The organism is Streptomyces sp. NPDC048504, from assembly GCF_043200035.1.
GTDB lineage: Bacteria > Actinomycetota > Actinomycetes > Streptomycetales > Streptomycetaceae > Streptomyces.
In genome coordinates this window covers 556,556-576,253 of the sequence record NZ_JBICXA010000004.1, presented here as the reverse complement: position 1 = coordinate 576,253, position 19,698 = coordinate 556,556, and the positions used below count along the sequence as shown (strand labels likewise).

Sequence of the window (19,698 nt, the reverse complement as noted above, 5' to 3'; positions counted from 1 at the left end):
CCCCGGAAATGCGTCGGGGCCGGTGCGCACCTCATGTGTGCGGCCGGCCCCTCATGTCCCTGAAATGCTCACGCGGGAAATGCTCAAGCGGCTGTCACCACTTGGCGGTGCGGGGCGATGATCTGCCCGTCGGGCAGGAGCTCACCGGTGTCCTCGAACAGGAGAACGCCGTTGCACAGCAGGCTCCAGCCCTGTTCCGGGTGGTGCGCCATGAGGCGGGCGGATTCCCGGTCGGCGGATTCGGCTGTGGGACACGGTGGCTGGTGCTTGCACATTGGTGGGATCTCTCGCTCTGTTGTGGTCATGTCCGTCCCCCGTGGTGTTGAGTCGGTCCGAACCCAGTGTTGCCCCATGGACGTCAATCCGCAGGGATTTAGCAGCACCGCTTCTCACAGGTTCAAGACGCGTCACCCGCGCGGACGGTTCATCCCAATTCCCAGCTCGTACGAGCTTTTTCGTGCTCGGACGAGCGTTGCGAGCGTGAAAGGGTCGGAAACGCGATCGTACCCCGCTGCCGGGAATTCGGCGGCGGGGTACGGGGGTGACGGCGGGGGAAAGTCAGGCGGGAGAACCGAGCAGCGGCGCGGGAGTCACCCGATGGGTCAGCATCGGCAGCAACTCGGCGACCCGGTGCGGACGATGGGCCGCGATGCCGGGCGGTGCGGGGGCCAGTGGGACCAGCAGATCGGACGCGGCAGGGCGGCCGCCGGCGCCGTCGTCGGTGAGGTCGCCGTGCAGCCAGAGCGTGAGCATGTAGAGGCCGGGCACGGAGAGGAGGCGCGGCTGGTAGGCGCCCTTCATGTTCTCGGCCTGGCGCAGCGCCCGCTCGGTGGAGGCGATGTAGGGGCCCTCGAAGAAGTGCGAGAACGCCCAGCCGTCGGGGGTCAGCATGGTCTCGGCCGCGGCGACCGCGCGGTCCCCGCAGCGGATCAGGAAACGCCATCCGGCCAGCCGGGTGACGGCCGTCCCGTCCGCGGACACGCGGTCCAACACATGCAGGGGCAGCGGGAGTTCGGGTGTTGCCGGTCCCTGGGCCGCGCGCAGGGAGGGCGTTTTGGCCTCGCGGACCGCGGTGGGGGAACCGAGTGCCGTGAGAACGGAGCGCAGGGCGGGCGCGGGAGCCGGGGGGACATGCAGCGGCATGGTGGGTCGCCTCTCATTCGACAGGCACTGATGGCGCGAGGGCGGGGCGGGGGCGGACGGCGCTGTCAGCTCTCGGGGTCAGGGAGGCCGGGCCGGGTTCCGTGAACATGGGTACGGCCTGCCGCACGTCGCCTAGACGGCAGGTTCCAGGACCGGGGCGCCAACCTTCTGCCTTGTTCGCGGAGTTTATACGACACGGGTTCAGACGATGTTTCGTCTAACCGTTTCCCGTATGAACAACAAGGACCTATTAGGCCAGCGATTCACGGGAATCATCCCGGTTCCGAACGGGCCCTACGGCGATGACCTCGGGATATGTCACCCATGGGGTCGGCCAATTCTCGTCGGCGTTTTTCACGAGGTTCTCATTGCGCGGGAACTGCTCGCTGCCGCATGCCTCGTGAATGTGCCGCGGGTCACGTTCGACCAGAGTAGCGGGCGCCGGGCCGGTCCGGGGACGTTATCGATCGCCAGGTCTGGGCATCATCCTTCCTGACCCGGGGACGAGTGGGACGAGGAGGTGACGCATCATGGGGGAGAAGGTCGTGGCGGGAGGATCGTTCGAGCTCGCCGACCGTCAGCGCTACCGCGCCAAGCTGCGGCGCTGTCTGGCGGGGCTGGAGCGGCTGCTGGCCGAGAAGCGGTTCGACCGCCCGAAGAACCTCATGGGGCTGGAGATCGAACTGAACCTCGTCGGCTCCGACGGCATGCCGAGAATGCTGAATGGCGAGGTGCTGGAACGCATCGCGAGCCGAGATTTCCAAACAGAACTCGCCATGTTCAATCTGGAAGTCAACATTGCCCCACACCGATTGGAGGGCCGGGTATTCGACCGGCTCGCCGAGGAGATCCGTACGTCACTGGCATATGCCCATCGGAAAGCGGGCGAGGTCGACGCCGGAATACTGATGATCGGCATTCTGCCGACGCTCGACCGGGACGACCTGGTCTCCTCGAACCTCTCCGCGGTCGACCGGTACACCCTGCTCAACGACCAGATCATGGCCGCCCGCGGCGAGGATTTCGTCCTCGACATCGACGGCGTCGAGCACCTCACCTGCACCTCGGGCTCCATCGCGCCCGAAGCCGCCTGCACCTCCGTGCAGCTGCACCTCCAGGTCACCCCGGACCGCTTCGCCGACGTGTGGAACGCGGCCCAGGCCGTCGCCGCCGTCCAGGTCGCCGTGGGCGCCAACTCGCCCTTCCTGTTCGGCCGTGAGCTGTGGCACGAGTCCCGGCCCCCGCTCTTCCAGCAGGCCACCGACACCCGCCCGCCCGAACTCCAGGCCCAGGGTGTCCGCCCCCGCACCTGGTTCGGCGAGCGCTGGGTCACGTCGGCGTACGACCTCTTCGAGGAGAACCTGCGCTTCTTCCCGCCCCTGCTCCCGATCCCCGACGACGAGGAACCCCTCGACGTCCTCGACGCGGGCGGCATCCCCACCCTCGCCGAACTCGTCCTGCACAACGGCACGGTGTACCGCTGGAACCGCCCGGTCTACGGCATCGCCGACGGCGTCCCGCACCTGCGCGTCGAGAACCGCGTCCTGCCGGCCGGCCCCACGGTCACCGACGTCATCGCCAACACCGCGTTCTACTACGGCGTCGTCCGCGCCCTCGCCGAGGAGTCGCGCCCGGTGTGGACCCGGCTGCCCTTCGAGGCCGCCGCCGCCAACTTCGACACCGCGTGCCGCCACGGCATCGACGCCCGCCTGCTCTGGCCCCGGCGCGGACGCCTCGGCGGCACCACCGAGATCGACGCGGTGGCCCTCGTACGCGACGAACTGCTGCCGCTCGCGGAGGCCGGCCTGGACGCGTGGGGGGTCGAACCGGCAGACCGGGACCTGTACTTGGGCGTGATCGACGAGCGCTGCCGCCGCCGTGCCAACGGCGCGACCTGGCAGTCCGCCACCTTCCACCGCGCACGGGAACAGGGCCTCGGCAGGGAAGCCGCGCTGGCCGCGACCACCCGCCGCTACAGCGAGTTGATGCACCTCGGGGAGCCGGTCCACACGTGGCCGGTGGGGCTGCCGGAGCCGGTGCCGCTGGGGTGAACTGCGGTTGTTTCAGCCCGCGTTGGCCGATGCGCCCGACGCGCCCGCCGCCACGATGGCGTGGAGGATCACCGATTGGATCTGGGCCGGGTCGGTCACCTCGTGGCCCGAGCCGCCGGTCGCCTCGGCGATCTGCCGGGCCTCCTCCTTGTCGGCCTCCGGACCCACCCCGATCATGATGAGCGGCACCGGCCGCTCGGGGCTGGCGAGTTGCCGCAACTGCTTGATGAGCGTGGAACGCGAGATGCTGCCCGGGTCCTGGTTGACCCCGTCGGTCAGGATGACCAGCGCGTTGAACTTCCCCTTCGCGTAAGAGGACGTGGCCGCCTTGTACGCGGCGAGCGTGGTGTCGTAGAGCCCGGTCGCCCCGTTCGGCACCGGCTTCAGCGAGCCGAACGCCGCTGACAGGGCGTCCCGTTGGGTGCCGTCGCCCGTGCGGTCGCCGAGCCGCTCGGTCGGCACCAGGACGCGGTAGTCCTTGTCGCCGTCGAGCTTCGTCGAGAACTCCCACAGCCCGATCTCGTCCTCCGGCGTGAACGTGGCCAGCGCCTGCAGCAGCGAGGCCTTGGTGACGTCCATGCGCGACTGCCCGGTCCCCGGCACCGTCTCCGCCATCGAGCCGGACGCGTCGACGACCGTGGTGATCCGCGCGCTCTGCACCGTGATCGTCCAGGTGCCCAGGGCCTCTTGGAGCGCCGCGTCGGAGGCGGGCTCGGCCGCCGCCAGGGCGTACGGCTGCGGACTGCTGCCACCGGCCTTCGCGACCACGGTCTTCGGCGCGGCGTCGTCATCGGTGCGGAAGCCGTACTTCTCCATCAGCTTCTGCTGCGCCGGCTGGCTCAGATACGTCATGAACCGGATCGCGGCCCGGCTCTGGTCCGTGGTCAGCCGCTCCTGGTCGACCAGGTTGTACGGGTAGTCGAGCCGTGGGGAGCCGTCCTTCGGATAGAACAGGTCGAGACTCCCGGCGCCGCCGGCCGACGCGTTGTACGCGAACGCCGACTGCTCGCTGAGGACCAGCGCCTGGTTGCGCTTCGGATTGCCCTGCTCGGTGCCGGACGAGTCGCGCGGCAGGGTGTCCAGGACCTGGCTGTCGGTGTCCGAGGTCCGCTGCGACAGCGTCTTCATCATCGCCGCCGCCTGCGTGGCCCCGCCCTTGACCTTCGCGGCGGCCGTACTCAGCTGCGTGAGCGCCAGCAGCCCGGTCGCGCTGCGCGCCGGGTCGGCCGCGCCCAGCCGCAGCGAGTCGTCCGTGAGGGTGGCCCCGGCCAGGTCCAGCCAGCTGTACGTCTTCTTCGGCCACCCGAGCGACTTCGCGGCGGCCGGGACCATCGCCACCCCGACCGGCGTCGACGCCACGTTGCCCGCGGAAGTGACCTCCGTGGCGTCGCTGTCGGCGGCCGACGAGACCTCGTTCACCCACAGCTCCGAGTCGGGCACCCACACCTGCGCGTCGGGGTGCCTGCCCGCCTTGAGCGTGTCCGCGAACTTGTACGACTCCTGGGCGGTCACCGAGATGTTCAGACACTGCCCGTCGGATGTGATGCCCTCGTCGCGCGCCTGTCCGGCCGCCGCGCGCAGAGCGGGAGTCAGGTCGGGGGAGGCGGCGATTCTCAGCCGTACCGCGTCCTTCCGGCAGGAGGAACCGAAGGAGAGCAACCCGCTCTGCACCGCCACGGCGGTACCGCCGGCGACGGTCAGCACGAGCACCGTGGCGATGGCCACCGTACGGCGGCGCGCACGAGGACGGGGGTCGCTGCCGCCCGCCCCGTACTGATCGGGCAAGCTGTGACGTCCCATGACGGTGATGCCCCTCCCTGTTGAACCACGTGCCGGTATGCGGCCGTATGGCAGACATGGGGGAGGTACGCCCCGAATCGCGTCCGTCCCCCCAACGGCCTGTCACGCACGATCTTCGTAAGTTCTTTCGAGACCCTAGCGGGGCGAAGATGGGCATGAGGCGGGATTTCCGAACTGAAGGCAGGTGTGCAGGTGGAGGCAGGGCAGGTGGCCGAATCTTTTCCGCTGGAGCGGCCCACACGGCGGACTCTCCGGTCCGAGGCACTGCTCGTTCTGGGGCTTTCGCTCGGTGCGAGTGGAGTGTCCGCCCTGATCAGCTTTGTCGGATCGGTCACGAAACCGGGAGGGCTCAAGGACCAGGCGGCCACCCTCAACGCCTCGGCCGCCCCGGGTCGTCCGTGGCTGGATCTCGCCTGGCAGCTGTTCGGGATCGCCTCGGCACTCGTCCCCGTCGCACTCGTCGCGCACTTCCTCCTGAGGGAGGGCGAGAGCCTGCGCACGATCGGCTTCGACCGCACCCGGCCCTGGCCCGACCTGGGGCGTGGGGCTGCGATCGCGGCGGTCATCGGCAGCACCGGCATCGCTTTCTACCTGTCCGCCCGCGGCCTCGGCTTCAACCTCACGGTGGTGCCGGAGGCGCTGCCCGACGTGTGGTGGAAGTACCCGGTCCTGATCCTCTCCGCGATGCAGAACGCGATCCTCGAAGAAGTGATCGTGGTGGGCTATCTCCTGCGCCGCCTCGGCCAGTTGGGCTGGACGCCGGGCACCGCGCTGGTGGCCAGTTCCGTACTGCGCGGCAGCTACCACCTCTACCAGGGCATCGGCGGCTTCGTCGGCAACATGGTGATGGGCGTGGTGTTCGTGTACCTGTACCGGCGTTGGGGTCGCGTGGGCCCCCTGGTGGTGGCGCATTCCCTGCTCGACATCGGGGCGTTCGTCGGCTACGCGCTGCTGGCGGGGAAGGTGGGCTGGCTGCCGACGGCGTAAGTCCCGTGCGGGGTAGGCCACTTGAGGCTTGAGGCTCAGGCGAGCAGCTCGCCGTCGATGACCGTGACCGCGCGTCCGGTCAACAGGGTCCGGTCGCCCCGGAGTTCGGTACGGACGCGCCCGGAGCGGGGTGAGGCCTGCAACCCGGTGAGGACCGTGCCCCCGAGACGCTCGGACCAATAGGGAGCCAGCGCCGTGTGCGCACTTCCGGTGACCGGGTCCTCGTCGATCCCGACATTGGGGAAGAAGCAGCGCGAGACGAAGTCGTAGCCCCGGGTGGGGTCTTCGGCCCGGGCGGTGGCGATGATGCCGCGCTCCGAGTGGGCGCCGAGGGCCTTGAGGTCCGGGGCGAGTCCTACGACGGTCTTCTCGTCGGCGAGTTCGACGACGAGGTCGCCGATGTTCGGGCCGGTGTCGAACGCGGTCAGCGGCTCGGCGCCCAGGGCCTCGGCGACACCGTCCGGGATCTCGACGGGGGTGAGCGGGGCCGTCGGGAAGTCGAGGGTGATCGACCCGTCCTCGGCCGGCGTGGCGACGAGCACCCCGCTCCGCGTGGCGAACCGCACGGGCCCCTCGTGGGTCCGGGTGGTGTGCAGCACATGGGCCGTGGCGAGGGTCGCGTGCCCGCACATCGCGACCTCGGTCGTCGGCGTGAACCAGCGCAACGCCCAGTCGGCGTCCCCGCCTTCGGGCAGCCGGCGCGCGAACGCCGTCTCCGCGTGATTCACCTCCGACGCGACCTTCTGGAGCCGGTCGTCCGCCGGGAAGGCGTCGAGGAGCAGTACCCCGGCCGGGTTGCCGGCGAAGGGGCGGTCGGTGAAGGCGTCGACGATTCGAATCCGCATGGCCCGACGCTAGGCGCCGCGTGGAGCCGCGGGCCAAGGCCAATCCGGGGGGACTGGACCTATTCGGTGCCGCTACGACGGTGACGGGCGCTCCGGTTTCCGGGCCAGGAAGGCGGCGTGGGTCCGCTTCGCCCCCTCGGCGGGTTCCAGGACCAGGCGCGCGGTGAGGGTGAGTCCGGCCTGGGTGAGCAGCCCGGCGATCCGGTCGGGCGGGAGCAGGTGGGACTCGTAGGACACGGGGTGGCCGCCGTACGCCTGTGTCGGGCGCAGGAGCCGGTCGTCGCCCACGTGTCCGGCCAGCATCAGGTGGCCGCCGGGGGCGAGCGTGCGGTGGAACTCGCCGAAGACGACGGGGAGTTGGTCGGGCGGTGTGTGGTGGGTGGAGTAGTGGGCGAGGACGCCGCCGAGCTCGTCGTCCCCGATCGGCGGTGCCGTCATCGAGCCCACGGTGAAGGTCAGGTCCGGGTGGGCGCGGCGGGCCAGTTCGATCATCCTCGGGGAGAGGTCGACGCCGAAGACAGGCACCCCCAGGCCCGCCATATAGGCCGTGATCTTGCCCGGCCCGCACCCCAGGTCCGCCACCGGCCCGAGGCCTGCCGCCCGCACGGTCTCGGCGAACGCGGCCAGCATCGCGCGGGACAGGGGATCCAACTCGCCCGGTTCCTTGACGAGTTGGACGTAGGCGGCGGCGACGGTGTCGTACGACTCCCGGATCGCGGCGAGGTAGGAAGGCGGCTGCTCGGTCACGCCGGTGACTCTAGGGGGGCCGTCGTCGGAAGGGGGCGGACGGGGCCGTCGGACCGGGCTCTGGGACCGGCCTGTCGGAAGGGGGTTGTCATCCGAACAGTTCCGATATATCGTTGACGCATCGCGACAGATCAACGATGGAATGGAGTGATTGCGATGCGTACCCACGGATACGAGCGTGGACATGGACAGGACGGCCCCTCCCGGCGCGGCCGGGGTGGCCCTGACGGGCGGCGTGGGGCTTTCGGTCCCTTCGGGCCCGGTGGACCTGGTGGTCCCGGAGGCCCCGGCTTCGGACCGGGCTTCGGTCCCGGCCCCTGGGGCGGACGAGGGCGCGGCGGCCCGAGGGGCGGCAGGGCGCGGCGCGGCGATGTACGCGCGTCGATCCTGGCCCTCCTCAAGGACCGGCCGATGCACGGCTACGAGATGATCCAGGAGATCGCCGAGCGCAGCGGCGGCGCGTGGAAGCCGAGCCCCGGCTCGGTCTACCCCACCCTGCAACTGCTGGAGGACGAGGGCCTGATCGCCAGTGAGTCGGAGGGCGGCAAGAAGCTGTTCGCCCTCACCGAGGCCGGCCGTACCGCGGCCGAAGAGGGCCCGGACGCCCCCTGGGAAGAGGCTTCCCGCGGGGTCGACTGGGAGGCCCTCAGTGAGATCCGTCAGGCCGGCTTCGGTCTGATGGAGGCCTTCGGCCAGGTCTGGAAGACCGGCAGCAAGGAGCAGCGCGAGAAGGCGCTGACCGTCATCAACGACGCCCGCAAGAAGCTGTACCTGATTCTGGCCGACGAGGACTGATGTCCTCGGGGTCGGAAGAGGCGGCAGGCCAGGGCGCCCCGCGGAACTTCCGTGGGGCGCCTTCCCTGTGCGCGTTCCCGTTCCTGCGGTGCCCCGGCGCGTTCCTCAGGCCACCAGCCCGGCCAGTTTGCGCAGCGACTCGTTCAGGGCAGCCGTACCCGAGTCCTTCAGTTTGCCCGCCATCAACGACACCGCCGCACCCGTGAACTCACCGTCGATCCGGACCGTCGTGGCGTCGCCGTCGGGCGTGAGCGTGTAGCGCGTGGCGACGTTCACGGCCATCGGGCCCTTGCCGCGGATGGCGAACACCCGGGCCGGTTCGACCTCCTCGATGGTCCACTCGACCTCGGCAGGGAAGCCCATCAGCTTCATGTTCTCCTGGAAGGTCCCGCCCACCGCGAGCACGTCCGGGCCGCCCTTGGGGAAGTTGGTGTGGGTCGCGTTCCACTCGCCGTACGCGGACCAGTCCGTGAGTTGGGTCCACACCTTCTCGGCCGGGGCCTCGATGCGTGATTCCGCGCTGATTTCGGCCATGCGACCACCTCTTCGTATCGGGCTACCGTGTCGCGGAACGTAGCCGCAGGGCGCGCAACATTCAATACTGATGAACCGTCAGAAATTGTGTGCCCGCACTGACTTGCCGGGTTCAGCTCACCTGTCGTATCACCGCCGCGTCGAACAGGTCCCACGCGCGCGGGTGGGTGCTTTCGTCGTGGCAGTGCCACGCGTCCCAGAACAGGTCGGCGAGCAGTGCGTCCTCCGGGGCGTACACCCGGTACACGTACTGCCTGCCGTCGACCGCCGGCAGTGCCACCAGCCAGCACCTGCTCTCCACGTTCGCGAAAGACGTACGCCGGGTGCGGCGCGGTTGCGCACGGGGCGCGCGGCGGGGAGGCGCGCGCCCCTCGGGGTTGCGGCCCGTGATCTCATCCGTAAGGAGGAGATTCCGTCGGCCCGGGTCCACTTTGTGTGGGACGCCGAAATGCAACCCTCCGGGGATGCCCTCGATGCGGGGGACTGATGGGGTGAGAGGGTGCAACCCCGGATCCCCAGGCAGTCGGCCCGCGAGCAAGGAATCCACCGCGCGGACAACGATGCCAGGCTCAGTGCAGAGCTGGCAGCGGTGGTCGCCGGTGCGCGCCGCCGGGCCCTGCGGGACGGGGACCGCCAGATCGACACGGCCCACCTGCTGCACAGCCTCCTGGAGTCGGACCCCGAGGCGCGCGCCGTCTTCGGCGACGGCCCGCAGATCGCCCGGCTGCTCGGCTACCTCGTCCAGCGCAGCATCGGCTACGGCCTCCGCTGGCAGGGCGCGGTCGAGGACTCCGGCGCGATCCCCGTGATCCCCGCGGCGGAGGGCTGGTCGCCGCTGGCCGCCGACGCCCTGGAGTACGCCTGCGAGCGGGCCGAACTCCGCGACGGCGACCTGGCCTGCGGCATCGACCTCCTCGCCGCGATCGTCGCGGACCCGGAGTCCCGCGCCGTAGAGGTCCTCCACCGTGCGGGCATCGAGTCCCCCGAGGTGCTGATCTGGATCGAGGGCCGCTCGGGGGAGTACGTCAGGGGCGCCGAGACGGGTTGCTGAGGGTCCACGTCCTGAGACAGGTGTCAACGGGGGTGACGGTCCTGTCATCCCCTGTCATCATGTGCCCGTGCATACGTCTGAGAGCAGTGCGGCCGGAGGTGGTGGTGGCAAGGGTGTCGGGCTGGGCCTGGCGCTCGGGTCCGCGTTGGCCTTCGGGGGATCCGGGGTCGCGGCGAAGCCGCTGATCGAGGCGGGGCTCGACCCGCTCCACGTGGTGTGGCTGCGCGTGGCCGGCGCGGCCCTCGTGATGCTGCCCCTCGCCGTACGGCACCGCGCGCTCGTCCGGAACCGCCCCGCGCTGCTCCTCGGGTTCGGGCTGCTCGCCGTGGCCGGTGTCCAGGCCTGCTACTTCGCCGCGATCTCCCGCATACCCGTCGGCGTCGCCCTGCTCGTGGAGTACCTCGCACCCGCCCTCGTGCTCGGCTGGGTGCGGTTCGTGCAGCGGCGCCCGGTCACCCGTGCCGCCGCGCTCGGCGTCGTCCTCGCGGCCGGCGGACTCGCCTGCGTCGTCGAGGTGTGGGCGGGCCTGAGCTTCGACGCCGTAGGACTGCTGCTCGCGCTCGCCGCCGCCTGCTGCCAGGTCGGCTACTTCGTCCTGTCCGACCAGGGCGGCGACGCCGGCGACGAGGCCCCCGACCCGCTCGGCGTGATCGCCTACGGCCTGCTCGTCGGCGCCCTCGTCCTGACCGCCGTGGCCCGCCCCTGGACCATGGACTGGTCGATCCTCGCGGGCGACGCCCACATGAACGGCACCGCGGTCCCGGCCACCCTCCTGCTCGCCTGGATCGTCCTGATCGCCACGGTCCTGGCGTACGTCACGGGAGTCGTCTCCGTCCGCCGCCTCTCCCCGCAGGTCGCGGGTGTCGTGGCCTGCCTCGAAGCGGTCATCGCGACCGTCCTGGCCTGGATCCTGCTCGGCGAACACCTCTCCGCACCGCAGATCGCCGGGGGAGCGGTCGTCCTGCTGGGCGCCTTCATCGCGCAGTCCTCCGCCCCCGCGAAGAGCTCCGGCGAACCGGTGGCCGGCGGCGGCCCGGAACGCGAGCCGGCCGCCCGGGAGACAACTGCCTGAGCGCCATACGGCAGCTCGCCCCGTCCCCCTCCGCAGGCTGGGGTTATTTCTAACCGGTCAACGGGGTGGACAGCAGTTAGATTTACCCCCAGCTTCCAGCACCCCCACACCGGACCGCCGTCCACCACCCGTCAGCTCGGCCGGCGGCGTGCCTGCCGCAGTTCGCGGTCGACCGCCCAGGCGTCGGCGACCGGGCCGATGTGGCCGAGCTTGTCGGGGTTGATCACCGCGCGGATGGTCTGGATCCGGCCGTCGAGCACGTCGAGGGCCAGGGTGTGGAGCACCTTCCCGTCGCGGTCCCGGAAGAGCGCGCCGGGCTGGCCGTTGACCTCGTGCGGCTCGCACGACACGTCGATGCGGATCAGCCAGGGGAAGACCGTGCCCAGCACCCGGGCCACGTTCTCCGCTCCGGCGACGGCCTTGGCCAGTTGGGGAGCCTTGCCGCCGCCGTCACCGACGAACTGCACGTCGGCGGCGAGCAGTTCACGCAGTCCGCCCACGTCACCGTCCCTCAACGCGTCGAAGAACCGGGTCGCCAGCTCTTCCCGCTCCTGCCGGTCCGCGGCGAACCGGGGACGCCGGTCCGCCATGTGCCGCCGCGCCCGTACCAGCAGCTGCCGGCACGCCGACTCCGAACGCCCCACGGTCGTGGCGATCTCGTCGAAGCCGAAGGCGAACACCTCCCGCAGCACGAAGACCGCCCGTTCCAGCGGGCTGAGTTGCTCCAGCAGCAGAAGGGCCGCCATCGACACCGAGTCGGCCAGCTCCACCGACCGCGCGGGATCCTGGTACGGGTCGCTCAGCAGGGGCTCGGGGAACCAGGGGCCGACGTACTCCTCCCGCCGTACCCGAGCGGAACGCAGTACGTCGATCGCGATCCGCGTCACCGTGGCCGACAGGAAGGCCTTGGTCGACGTGGGCCGGGTGGCCGTGCCGTCGAACCGCAGCCAGGTCTCCTGCACCGCGTCCTCGGCCTCGCCCACACTGCCCAGAATCCGATAGGCGATCGAGAACAGCAGCGGCCGCAGCTCCTCGAACTCCTCGACCTTGCTCACGCCGAATCCCCTTCCCCTGATGGCCTGTTGGTGTCCGCCCCGGGCAGCCGTCCCGCTCAGCCGAACAGGCCGGGCTCGTAGTCGCCCGCGCACGGCTGCCGGGTGATGATGTTCAGCCGGTTCACCGAGTTCATGAAGGAGACCAGGATGACCAGCGTGGTGAGTTGTTCGTCGTCGTAGTGCTGGGCGGCGTGCGCCCACACCTCGTCGCTCACCCCGCCGGCCGCGTCCGCGACCCGGGTCCCCTCCTCGGCCAGCTCCAGCGCGGCCCGCTCCGCCTCGGTGAAGACCGTGGCCTCCCGCCAGGCCGCGACCAGGTTCAGCCGTACCGAGGTCTCGCCCGCCGCGTCGGCCTCCTTGGTGTGCATGTCGATGCAGACGGCGCAGCCGTTGATCTGGCTCACGCGCAGCGCCACCAGCTCCTGCGTCAGGGCCGGCAGCGCCGACCCCTTGAGCGTCCTGCCCACTGCCATGAACTGCTTGGCGGCCTTGCCGGCGATCGGGCTGGAGAGGTAGTTCAGTCGTGCGTCCATGGTGTGCCCTCCGTGGGCTGTGGTCGTCCGTGGCTACACCCCCGAGACGAGACAGCCCGGCCCCCTGTGACATCGGCGAATATGACCTGCGTCTCTCACCCACCGGCACCTAGTCTGGCCGCCATGCACGCGAACGCACTCGTCCTTCCGCCGCCCGCCGTCTGAGGCGGGCCCCCGGAACACAGCCCCGGCACGGCACAAAGCGTCGCAGGGCGGGGCGCTCACCGGGCTCGCCGTCCTGTCCCTGGGCCCGGCCGCGACCGTTCGGATACATCGCGACGGTCCCGACAGCCCTCGCCTACGCGCTCTACTTCGCGGCCGCGGCGGTCGTACGGTCCGCCACGGTCTCCGTGGTCATGCTCCTCGAACCGGTGAGCGCGGCCGTCCTCGCCGTCGTCCTGCTCGGCGAACCACTGACCCCCACGACCCTGGCCGGCACCCTGCTGATGCTCGCCTCGGTCGCGGGCCTCGCGGTGACGGAGGCGCGCGGGGCGGCCACCGACGAACAAGCCGTTGTATGACGGGAGTTCGGCTCGTCAGCCCTCGCGCCGCCGCCGTAGCAGATGCTTCCGGGCCACCGCGTCCCGAGGGCCACCCCGCTCCACAAGTCCCGCCGCGATACGGTCCTGGACCTCGGTCGCGCGATGGCTCGCGTACTTGAACTTCGCGCGTACGCCGGTCACTTCGAGCCGCACCACCCGGATACCGGACAACAGCCGTCCGTACGGCGCCTCGCCCGCGGCGACCGGAGAGGAGCCGCCCTCGGGCTGGAAGTGGCCGACCTGGCGGTTGAGCAGGGTTGCCGTCTCGGCGGGGTCGTCCACCAGGTGGGCGGTGCACCGGAGTTGGACCGCCGTGTAGAAGCTGGTCGGCACGCCGTGCTCGGGCGGGCCGTCCGGTTCCGCCTGCCAGGGGCCGGGGACGTAGACGTAGTCGTCGACGACGCTCAGGACCACTTGCGGATCTGCCGTCAGCGCGCGCAACAGCGGGTTGGGACGGGCGAGATGGGTGATCGCCTCGCCGCGCTCCGGGGCGTAGGCGAAGTGGAGGGGCTGGACGAACGGGGGCTCGCCGGAAGGGCCGTTGACGGCCAGCTGGCCGAAGTCGTGGGCGGCGAGCCAGTGTTGCCACTCGGTGTCGTCCTGGGGTGCGTCCCAGGGGTGGATGAGCATTACAACGCGGCCAGGTAGGAGGGGAGTTCGGTGCCGGGGGTCAGGTCGTCGTTCGGGAGCGGGGCTCCGTAGACGGGGGAGAGCGGGACTACGCCGGCCCAGTGGGGGAGGTCCAGGTCCTCGGGGTCGTCGTTCGCGCCGCCGGTGCGGAGCTTGGCCGAGACCTCGTCGAGGTCGAGGCGGATCACCATGGTGGCGGCGAGTTCCTTCTTGTTGGCGGGCCGCGAGTCCGCCGACCGGCCCGGCACGACGTGGTCGACCAGCGCGTCCAGGGCCGTCCGCTTCTCCTCGGGGTCCGTCACCTGGTGGGCGATGCCGTGCACCACCACGGAGCGGTAGTTGATCGAGTGGTGGAACGCGGAACGGGCCAGCACCAGGCCGTCGACGTGCGTGACCGTCAGGCAGACCGGCAGCCCCGGGTCGGCCTGCCCTGTCATCCGCAGCGGGCGCGCGCCCGTCGACCCGTGCACGTACAGCCGCTCGCCGACCCGCCCGTACAGCGTCGGCAGCACGACCGGCCTGCCGTCGCGCACGAAGCCGAGGTGGCAGACGTAGGCCTGGTCGAGTATCGCGTGGACGAGGTCCTTGTCGTACGACGCCCGGTCCGCGGAGCGGGTGGGGACGGTCCGGTCGGTCGGCGTGTAGGCGGCGGGCTGTGACGTCGGCTGGGAGGTGGTCCCCTGCATGGTGCTCTCCATTGGTGTGTTCGCTGTCCGGGGTGTGGTGGCTGGCGTCGGGTTGCCATTCATATTGCACTAGTGCATAGTGTGCTTTGTGCTAGGAGGATATCGGATCGAGGGGCGACGCGCAGCAGACATTGCGGCGGACGTCGAGCGCGCGGTGGGTTCGGGAGAGCTGGAGCCCGGGCAACTGCTGCCGCCCATGCGGGAGTTGGCGGTCGAGCTGGGGGTGAACCCGAACACGGTCGCGGCCGCGTACCGGACGCTGCGGGAGCGCGGGGTCATCGAGACCGCCGGGCGCCGGGGCAGCCGGGTGCGGCCGAAGCCGGCCACGACCGGGCGCGAGCACATCCGGGTGGATGTGCCGGCAGGGGTGCGAGACGTCTCCCACGGCAACCCGGATCCGGCACAACTGCCCTCCCTGGTAAGGGCGTTCACCTACGCCGCTGAGCGCGCGGACCGCGAACCGGTCATGTACGGCGACGACCCGGTCGAACCGGAGCTGGCCCGCATCGCCCGGGCCGAGCTGGACGCGGACGGAGTGCCGGCCGGCCCCGTGGCCGTGGCCTCCGGCTCGCTGGACGCCATCGAGCGGGTCCTCGCCGCCCATCTGAAGCCCGGGGACACGGTCGCCGTGGAAGACCCGGGGTGGGGCAGCCTGCTCGACCTCGTACCGGCGCTGGGGCTGCGCGTGACCCCGGTCCGCGTCGACGACGAAGGACCGCATCCCGACGACGTGCGCGCCGCGCTGGAGTCCGGTGCGCGGGCCCTGATCGTCACCGACCGGGCGCAGAACCCCACCGGAGCCGTGGTGAGCGCCACGCGTGCGCGTGCGCTGCGTTCCGCGCTCCGCCGCCACCCGGAGACCCTGCTGATCGAGGACGACCACGGCCACGGCATCGTCGACCAGCCCCTGCACCCCCTGGCCGGCACCACCCGCACCTGGGCCTTCGTCCGCTCGGTCGCCAAGGCCTACGGCCCCGACCTGCGGCTCGCCGTGCTCACCGGCGACGCCGTCACCCTCGACCGCGTCCGCGGCCGGCAACGGCTGGGCCCGGGCTGGGCCAGCCGTATCACCCAGCGGGCCGTGGCCCGGCTGTGGTCCGACGGCGCGGTGGACACACCGGCGGTGGCGGCCGCGTACGGCGCCCGCCGCGCCGCGCTGATCGCCGCGCTCGCCGAACGCGGGGTCGCGGCCCACGGCATCAGCGGCCTCAACGTGTGGATTCCGGTACCGGACGAGACCGGCGCGGTCTCCCGCCTCCTCCACGCCGGCTGGGCCGTGGCCCCGGGCGCCCGCTTCCGCCTGAGCGCACCCCCGGGAATCCGCGTCACGGTCTCGACGCTGACGGCCGACGAGGCTGGACCACTGGCGGAGGCGATCGCTTCCGCGAGTGGTCCGGCGCCGGTTCGCGGTTACGTCTGATGCTTCGAGGGCGCTTACGGCCCCTCGCCCGCGCCGCGTCAGCTACCGCTTCCCCCTCGGCCGCACCTGTGTGAGTGCCGCCCCCGCCAGCACGATCACCGCCCCGACCGGGGTCGACCAGGTCAGCGACTCGCCCAGGATCGCGACGCCCGCCGCCGTGGCGATGACCGGGATGAAGTACGTGACCATCTGGGCGGTGGTGGGGCCGACTTCGGCGACCAGGCCGTACTGGAGGAGGACGGCGAGGCCCGTGCCCAGGGCGCCCAGTGCGGCGATCGCCAGCAGGGGGAGGAGCGGGAAATGGGTCGGTGCGGAGGTGAACAGCGGGGTGATCACGGCCAGTTGGAGGGTGGCCAGCAGCAACTGGGCGCCCGTCAGAGAGAGATGCGAGGCGCCGGTGCCCGCCAGCGTGCGGCGGACGTAGATCCAGCCGATCGGGTAGCTGAGCGAGGCCAGCAGGGCCATCGCCGTGCCTGTGGCGTCCAGGCCGCTGAAGCCCTGCCAGGCGCCGAGGACCGTGAGGACGCCCAGGAAGCCGAGGCCGAGGCCGGCGACGCGGACGCGGGTCGGGCGGTCCTCGGAGAGGGCGACCAGGGAGAGGACCATGCCCCACAGTGGTGAGGTCGCGTTGCAGATGCCCGCCAGCGTGGACGGGATCGTCAGCTCGGCATAGGCGAAGAGGGAGAACGGCAGGGCGTTGAGCAGGAACGCGGCGACGGCCAGGTGGGCCCATGTGCGCGCGCCGCGCGGCAGCCGCTCCCGCTTCACCGCCATCGCCGCCGCGAGCACCGCCGTCCCGAACAGCAGCCGCCCGAACGTGACGTGGAAGGGCGCGTAACCGTGTGTGCCCACCTTGATGAGCAGGAAGCTGAAGCCCCAGATGAGCGAGAGCGCCCCGAAGCGCAGCCGCCAGTCGAGGGCGCGGCGGGGGAGGGGCGTGGTGGTTTCCCGGGCCTGCTTCCGGGTGGCGGCGGTGGTGCTGACTGCGCTCATGGGTACCAAGATCCTGGCCCCAACCTCGTAGCACAAGCGAGATTTCGCGACATCTATCTCGTAGTATCGCTTACATGTTGAATCTGGAGCGCCTGCGCACCCTGGACGCCCTCGCCCGGCACGGCTCGGTCAGCGGCGCGGCCGAGGGGCTGCATGTGACGACCTCCGCCGTGTCGCAGCAGATGTCCAAACTGGAGCGGGAGGTGGGGCAGCAGCTCCTCGCCAAGAACGGTCGGGGGGTGCGGCTCACCGACGCCGGCCGACTGCTCGCGGAGCACGCGGGCCGCATCCTCTCCCAGGTGGAGCTGGCCCAGGCCGACCTGGAGGCCCAACGCGGGCAGGTGGTAGGCGAGTTGAGGCTCTCCGCGTTCCCGACCGCCGCCCGCGGCCTGTTCCCCACCGCGCTCGCCGACCTGCGCGCCCGCCACCCCGCCCTGCGCGTCCGCTCCACGGAACAGGAGCCGGAGAGCGGCATCGCGGGCGTCGTACGCGGCGACCTCGACCTCGCCGTCGTCCTCGACTGGTACAACAAGCCGATGCCTCTCCCGGACGGCCTGGTCAAGGCGCCGATCCTGGACGACCCCGCCGACGTGGCCATGCCGTCCGGTCATCCGCTGGCCGGGCGCGACGAAGTGGACCTCGGGGAGTTCGCCGACGACGAGTGGATCACCTGGGCCGAGGGCGAGTTCTGCCACGAGTGGCTGATGTTCACCCTGCGCTCCCGCGGCATCGAACCGATCATCGGCCACCGCGCCGCCGAAACACACACCCAACTGGGCCTGGTGGCCGCCGGGTTGGGCGTCTGCGTCGTCCCCCTGCTGGGCCGCAACCCGATGCCCGCCGGAGTCGTCACCGTCCCCCTGAAGCAGCGGGTCCGCCGACACGTCTACGTCGTCTGGCGTGCCGACGCCGACCGCCGCCCGTCCATCCGCGCGGCGGTCGAGGCGCTGCGGGCGGCCGCGGAGACCGTCACCTGAGAGGCACCGGTCAACTGCCTTACAGCGCCCCCAGCTTGCGGAAGTCCCAGGACGCGAGCGTCTCCGGCGTCAGCCGTATCCACGCGTGCCTGCCGTCGTACGGCATCGCGTCCAGCCCGAAGTTCTTCTGGGCGAACAGCTTCTCCACGGCGACGAGTTCGGGATGAGGCTCACCCGTGCGCGGGGCCTCTCCGACGAACTCGACGGTGCCGGACAGCTCGACGCCCCGCAACTCGTCGTAGGCGTCCCCGCCGTCGATCACCACCGCGACGCGCGGGTCGCGGCGCAGATCGGCCCAGCGCTTGCTGCGCGTGATCGAGTACAGCCACAGCGAGGTGCCGTCCCAGGCGAACCAGAGCGGGCTGACATGTGGGGCCCCGTCCGAGGACACGGTCGCGACGCGGCAGGTGTGCTCGGTGGCGAGGAACTCGTCCAGTTCCTCGGGTGTCATCATGATCTTCCGGCCTCGACGCTGAGTGGCGGTCATGCGATCCCCTTCGGCTACGGCACGAGCGGCGGGCAGCCGCGTCTGACGCCGCGTCAGAAGTCGGGCCGGAGGAGCGTCGGCCGTCTTCCCTCCGCACGCGATGCTCGTTACTGTCGCCCGCCCCGGCCGTCGACGACAAGGGAGAGCCATGCCGTCGCACGAACAACTCAGTGAGATCCTCGACACGGTGAGTACTGCCCTGCTGACCGTCGAATGTCAACAGGGGGTGGTCGGACCGGACAGCGCACTGCCCGAACTCGCCCTCGCCGCACGCCAGTCGGGCGCGCTCGCGAATGTGGCCCGGCTGGTCGCCGCCGCGCACGAGAGCGGGGTGCAGGTGATCCACGCCGTTGCCGAGCGCCGCCCGGACGGGCGCGGCGCGAACCGCAACGCCCGGCTGTTCCGCGCCGCCGAACGCCTGCCCGTGCAGCAGCTGTCGGGCACCACGGCGGTGCGCGTGGCACCCCCGATCGAGGTCGCCGAGGAGGACTTCGTCGTACGACGGCTGCACGGTCTGTCACCGATCCAGGGCACCGAAGTCGACACGCTGCTACGGAACTTGGGCTGCCGCACACTGATCGTCACCGGCGTCTCGGCCAACGTGGCCATTCCCAACGCGGTGTTCGACGCCGTCAACCGGGGCTACACCGTCGTCGTCCCCAGGGACGCCATCGCGGGGGTGCCCGCTGACTACACCCCCGCGATGATCCGCAACACCCTCGCATTGGTCGCTACGGTCGCGACCACGGACGAGGTGCTGGGCTGTCTCAAACGACCGCGCAGGGCACGCCGTGGCTGACCGTCACGCCAGCGTGATCGAGTCCCCGGAGACAGTGATCTGCTCGGCGGGCAGGCCCTGGGTGGCCGGGCCCTTCTTGACGCTGCCGTCGGTGACGGAGAACTCGCTTCCGTGGCACGGGCAGACGATGGCCCCGCTGCTGATGCTGCTCACCGCACAGCCCTGGTGGGTGCACTTCGACGAGAACGCCTTGTAGGTGCCCGCCGTCGGCTGGGTGACCACCACGCCCTGGCTGGCGAAGATCTTGCCGCCGCCCTCGGGGATGTCGGAGGTCTTCGCGAGTTCGGTGCCGCCCGCGTCACCCTGGGCGGTGGACGAGCCGGCCGTGCTGGTGGAGCCCGAGGTGTCCGAGGAGCTCGACGTGTCCGACGACGAGTCGTCGCTGGACGAGCACGCGGTCAGCGCGACGGCGAGTCCCGCCGCGCCGACCGCCGCCAACGCGGTGCGACGGGACGGCGCCGTGACGGGTTCGAACGATTCGCTGGTCATGCTGACGTTCCTTCCATGGGAAGCATGTGTGGGTCTGCAAAGGGGTACGAGGTGCGGGCGAC

The 19,698-nt window shown here is 71.0% G+C and carries 22 protein-coding genes and 1 pseudogene; 9 read left to right on the top strand and 14 right to left on the bottom strand.

The genetic code is table 11. The annotated features are described in order from the left end of the window. Positions 1-83: 83 nt before the first annotated feature. Both ACGFY9_RS13460 and ACGFY9_RS13455 read right to left on the bottom strand, forming a co-directional pair. Positions 84-275: a DUF5999 family protein gene (locus ACGFY9_RS13460; protein ID WP_033283380.1), complete on the bottom strand. Its 192-nt coding sequence runs from the start codon at positions 273-275 to the stop codon at positions 84-86. 283 nt (positions 276-558) lie between these two features. After that, positions 559-1,143 (bottom strand): hypothetical protein, encoded by a 585-nt coding sequence (locus ACGFY9_RS13455; protein WP_393753852.1) that lies wholly within the window; start codon positions 1,141-1,143, stop codon positions 559-561. A gap of 530 nt (positions 1,144-1,673) precedes the next feature. Between ACGFY9_RS13455 and ACGFY9_RS13450 the strand changes: the two genes are divergently transcribed. Then, positions 1,674-3,194, top strand: coding sequence for a glutamate-cysteine ligase family protein (locus tag ACGFY9_RS13450; protein WP_393753851.1), 1,521 nt, complete (start codon positions 1,674-1,676; stop codon positions 3,192-3,194). Between the two features lie 12 nt (positions 3,195-3,206). On the opposite strand, the gene ACGFY9_RS13445 is transcribed toward ACGFY9_RS13450, so the two are convergent. Next, entirely contained in the window at positions 3,207-4,994 is a 1,788-nt protein-coding gene (locus ACGFY9_RS13445) for a substrate-binding and VWA domain-containing protein (protein WP_393753850.1), read from the bottom strand. Between the two features lie 186 nt (positions 4,995-5,180). Between ACGFY9_RS13445 and ACGFY9_RS13440 the strand changes: the two genes are divergently transcribed. Continuing rightward, positions 5,181-5,981 carry a CPBP family intramembrane glutamic endopeptidase gene (locus tag ACGFY9_RS13440; protein WP_393753849.1) on the top strand — a complete coding sequence of 267 codons (801 nt, stop codon included), beginning with the start codon at positions 5,181-5,183 and terminating at the stop codon, positions 5,979-5,981. Between the two features lie 35 nt (positions 5,982-6,016). On the opposite strand, the gene ACGFY9_RS13435 is transcribed toward ACGFY9_RS13440, so the two are convergent. Together ACGFY9_RS13435 and ACGFY9_RS13430 are read right to left on the bottom strand one after the other, a co-directional pair. Next, positions 6,017-6,826: a PhzF family phenazine biosynthesis protein gene (locus ACGFY9_RS13435; protein WP_393753848.1), complete on the bottom strand. Its 810-nt coding sequence runs from the start codon at positions 6,824-6,826 to the stop codon at positions 6,017-6,019. Between the two features lie 72 nt (positions 6,827-6,898). Further along, positions 6,899-7,573 carry a class I SAM-dependent methyltransferase gene (locus ACGFY9_RS13430; RefSeq protein WP_393753847.1) on the bottom strand — a complete coding sequence of 225 codons (675 nt, stop codon included), beginning with the start codon at positions 7,571-7,573 and terminating at the stop codon, positions 6,899-6,901. Between the two features lie 156 nt (positions 7,574-7,729). Here ACGFY9_RS13430 and ACGFY9_RS13425 point away from each other — a divergent pair, with 156 nt between their 5' ends. Next, positions 7,730-8,368: a PadR family transcriptional regulator gene (locus tag ACGFY9_RS13425; protein WP_078652573.1), complete on the top strand. Its 639-nt coding sequence runs from the start codon at positions 7,730-7,732 to the stop codon at positions 8,366-8,368. Between the two features lie 105 nt (positions 8,369-8,473). On the opposite strand, the gene ACGFY9_RS13420 is transcribed toward ACGFY9_RS13425, so the two are convergent. Together ACGFY9_RS13420 and ACGFY9_RS13415 are read right to left on the bottom strand one after the other, a co-directional pair. Continuing rightward, entirely contained in the window at positions 8,474-8,902 is a 429-nt protein-coding gene (locus ACGFY9_RS13420) for an SRPBCC family protein (protein WP_393753846.1), read from the bottom strand. A 112-nt stretch (positions 8,903-9,014) separates the two neighbouring features. Continuing rightward, complete coding sequence (locus tag ACGFY9_RS13415; protein WP_393753845.1) at positions 9,015-9,182, bottom strand: hypothetical protein; 168 nt, start codon at positions 9,180-9,182, stop codon at positions 9,015-9,017. Positions 9,183-9,401: 219 nt separating this feature from the next. On the opposite strand from ACGFY9_RS13415, the gene ACGFY9_RS13410 reads away from it, so the two are divergent. After that, complete coding sequence (locus ACGFY9_RS13410; protein WP_393753844.1) at positions 9,402-9,953, top strand: Clp protease N-terminal domain-containing protein; 552 nt, start codon at positions 9,402-9,404, stop codon at positions 9,951-9,953. Positions 9,954-10,014: 61 nt separating this feature from the next. Then, complete coding sequence (locus ACGFY9_RS13405; protein WP_393753843.1) at positions 10,015-11,025, top strand: DMT family transporter; 1,011 nt, start codon at positions 10,015-10,017, stop codon at positions 11,023-11,025. A 131-nt stretch (positions 11,026-11,156) separates the two neighbouring features. Here the strand turns inward: ACGFY9_RS13405 and ACGFY9_RS13400 are convergent, their stop codons facing one another. Further along, positions 11,157-12,080, bottom strand: a complete 924-nt coding sequence (locus ACGFY9_RS13400) for an RNA polymerase sigma-70 factor (protein WP_366497315.1) — start codon at positions 12,078-12,080, stop codon at positions 11,157-11,159. A 56-nt stretch (positions 12,081-12,136) separates the two neighbouring features. Next, complete coding sequence (locus ACGFY9_RS13395) at positions 12,137-12,613, bottom strand: carboxymuconolactone decarboxylase family protein (protein ID WP_393753842.1); 477 nt, start codon at positions 12,611-12,613, stop codon at positions 12,137-12,139. A 269-nt stretch (positions 12,614-12,882) separates the two neighbouring features. Here ACGFY9_RS13395 and ACGFY9_RS13390 point away from each other — a divergent pair. Beyond that, positions 12,883-13,134, top strand: a pseudogene (locus tag ACGFY9_RS13390) (EamA family transporter); the annotation flags it as partial. Positions 13,135-13,149: 15 nt separating this feature from the next. On the opposite strand, the gene ACGFY9_RS13385 reads toward ACGFY9_RS13390, so the two are convergent. After that, positions 13,150-13,785, bottom strand: coding sequence for an FMN-binding negative transcriptional regulator (locus tag ACGFY9_RS13385; RefSeq protein ID WP_393753841.1), 636 nt, complete (start codon positions 13,783-13,785; stop codon positions 13,150-13,152). Continuing rightward, entirely contained in the window at positions 13,785-14,471 is a 687-nt protein-coding gene (locus tag ACGFY9_RS13380; protein ID WP_393753840.1) for a pyridoxamine 5'-phosphate oxidase family protein, read from the bottom strand. The genes ACGFY9_RS13385 and ACGFY9_RS13380 overlap by 1 nt, the downstream gene beginning before the upstream one ends. Before the next feature lie 88 nt (positions 14,472-14,559). Here ACGFY9_RS13380 and ACGFY9_RS13375 point away from each other — a divergent pair, with 88 nt between their 5' ends. Beyond that, on the top strand, positions 14,560-15,891 hold the full coding sequence (locus ACGFY9_RS13375) for an aminotransferase class I/II-fold pyridoxal phosphate-dependent enzyme (RefSeq protein WP_393753839.1): 1,332 nt from the start codon (positions 14,560-14,562) through the stop codon (positions 15,889-15,891). 42 nt (positions 15,892-15,933) lie between these two features. On the opposite strand, the gene ACGFY9_RS13370 is transcribed toward ACGFY9_RS13375, so the two are convergent. Beyond that, positions 15,934-16,884: a DMT family transporter gene (locus ACGFY9_RS13370; protein WP_393753838.1), complete on the bottom strand. Its 951-nt coding sequence runs from the start codon at positions 16,882-16,884 to the stop codon at positions 15,934-15,936. Positions 16,885-16,958: 74 nt separating this feature from the next. On the opposite strand from ACGFY9_RS13370, the gene ACGFY9_RS13365 reads away from it, so the two are divergent. Continuing rightward, positions 16,959-17,861, top strand: coding sequence for a LysR family transcriptional regulator (locus tag ACGFY9_RS13365; RefSeq protein WP_393753837.1), 903 nt, complete (start codon positions 16,959-16,961; stop codon positions 17,859-17,861). A 19-nt stretch (positions 17,862-17,880) separates the two neighbouring features. On the opposite strand, the gene ACGFY9_RS13360 is transcribed toward ACGFY9_RS13365, so the two are convergent. After that, a complete protein-coding gene (locus ACGFY9_RS13360; RefSeq protein ID WP_393753836.1) occupies positions 17,881-18,348 on the bottom strand; it encodes a pyridoxamine 5'-phosphate oxidase family protein in 468 nt (155 codons plus the stop codon). Between the two features lie 148 nt (positions 18,349-18,496). On the opposite strand from ACGFY9_RS13360, the gene ACGFY9_RS13355 reads away from it, so the two are divergent. Beyond that, entirely contained in the window at positions 18,497-19,147 is a 651-nt protein-coding gene (locus ACGFY9_RS13355; protein WP_393753835.1) for a cysteine hydrolase, read from the top strand. 3 nt (positions 19,148-19,150) lie between these two features. Here the strand turns inward: ACGFY9_RS13355 and ACGFY9_RS13350 are convergent, their stop codons facing one another. After that, positions 19,151-19,636: a Rieske (2Fe-2S) protein gene (locus ACGFY9_RS13350; RefSeq protein WP_393753834.1), complete on the bottom strand. Its 486-nt coding sequence runs from the start codon at positions 19,634-19,636 to the stop codon at positions 19,151-19,153. Positions 19,637-19,698 lie beyond the last annotated feature (62 nt).